This is a genomic window from Bradyrhizobium sp. NAS96.2 (assembly GCF_001908235.1).
GTDB lineage: Bacteria > Pseudomonadota > Alphaproteobacteria > Rhizobiales > Xanthobacteraceae > Bradyrhizobium.
In genome coordinates this window covers 1-1,243 of record NZ_LGHK01000330.1, presented here as the reverse complement: position 1 = coordinate 1,243, position 1,243 = coordinate 1, and the positions used below count along the sequence as shown (strand labels likewise).

The 1,243-nt window shown below is 65.1% G+C and carries 2 protein-coding genes and 1 pseudogene; all 3 read left to right on the top strand.

Going from position 1 to position 1,243, the window contains the following annotated elements:
* The first annotated feature begins 99 nt into the window (after nt 1-99).
* A complete protein-coding gene (locus AC628_RS40870) occupies nt 100-321 on the top strand; it encodes a hypothetical protein (RefSeq protein WP_050420900.1) in 222 nt (73 codons plus the stop codon).
* Nucleotides 322-327: 6 nt separating this feature from the next.
* Nucleotides 328-771 carry a hypothetical protein gene (locus AC628_RS40865; RefSeq protein WP_245321599.1) on the top strand — a complete coding sequence of 148 codons (444 nt, stop codon included), beginning with the start codon at nt 328-330 and terminating at the stop codon, nt 769-771.
* A 176-nt stretch (nt 772-947) separates the two neighbouring features.
* Nucleotides 948-1,243: pseudogene (locus tag AC628_RS40860) on the top strand (hypothetical protein); the annotation flags it as partial.

Sequence of the window (1,243 nt, the reverse complement as noted above, 5' to 3'; positions counted from 1 at the left end):
CGCGACGGCGCCGCGCTGCCGGAGTGGATGGGCGGCAGGCCGACCACGGCCGTGCCGATGGTCTGACGCAGTTGTGGATGTCCTTCTAGGGAGACAATCATGGCTACAATCCTGGTCATGGATCACACTGGTGACACGAGGCAGCATTTCGATCCCACCGACAGCGAGCAACTGGCCTGGGCCAACGCGCGTTTCAATGAGCTGGTGTCGGACGGCTACACCGCTGCAATACGAGGATCGACCGGGGAGGCCAACCTCGTCCGGGCGCTCGATCCGACCGCCGAGGAGACGCTGTTCTATCCCAGACTGGTCGGCGGCTGACGCGCCATGCCGGCCCGTTTGCGCGAAGTGTCCCTGTCGGCCGCGCTTAAGCGCGCTGCCGGGACGCTGCGCGTTACCCTGGCCGCGATCTGGGATCGCTGGAAGGCCTATGAAAGGGTCGAGGCACGCGGAATCGCGCTGATGTCCGCATGGCTGTCGACAGAGCAGCGGGCGCAGTTCGAGCAGTACAGGCGCTTCGATGTCATCGGCTCGGACTCCGGCAAGCGATACCGGATCTGCTACGGGACATCCACCAATGTCTATGAGATCGACGGCAGCGACTGCGTCGTGCTCGGCTGGTGCTTCCGGCCCGTCGGCTGCCTGGCGGCGGGCGACGTGATGCTTGCCCAGAAGATCGCGCTGGAAACCAACGAGCGCGCGACACTCATGGTCGCGAAGCCATTCCCGAGCTTCCTGCGGCCACGCGCAAATCTGCCTCCGGTCAGTTAGGCGTTCGATCCGCACACCCGTCACATTCGAACGCGATTTTCTCCGAGGCAGACGGCTTGCGGCCGCCACCTGCTCACTAACGCGGACGCTGTCCGACCCGAGCCGTCACGCGCGGCCGGTAGGGAACGTCGATCATCCTGCCGGGTTGTCGGATGCCGGCTGCAATGGATATCGCCATGAGCGCCAAAACCCGTTCGTCTGTGCTGAGCCTGATCTTCCGCTCTTACCTTGCGGACCTGCGGCAATGGATCGGGCAGATGGTGACCGGCTACGCGCTGGCATGCAGCTTCATGCTGATCGGTGCGGTATCGCTCGTGATCGCGATCGGGGTTGGGGTTGCAGCGGCTTTCCACGCTCTCGAGGTGCGTTACGACATCTGGATCGCCTACGCCGTGATCGGGGGGCGCCTTTCTGCTCCTCGGGTTCGCAGGACTGATCGTGGGCCGCGCGCTGCTCGCGCGCCCCGCGCCGG

What these genes read in the sequence shown, in the direction of transcription:
- AC628_RS40865 (WP_245321599.1), top strand. Translation starts at nt 328, where the DNA reads ATGCCGGCCCGTTTGCGCGAAGTGTCCCTGTCGGCCGCGCTTAAGCGC.
- AC628_RS40870 (WP_050420900.1), top strand. Translation starts at nt 100, where the DNA reads ATGGCTACAATCCTGGTCATGGATCACACTGGTGACACGAGGCAGCAT.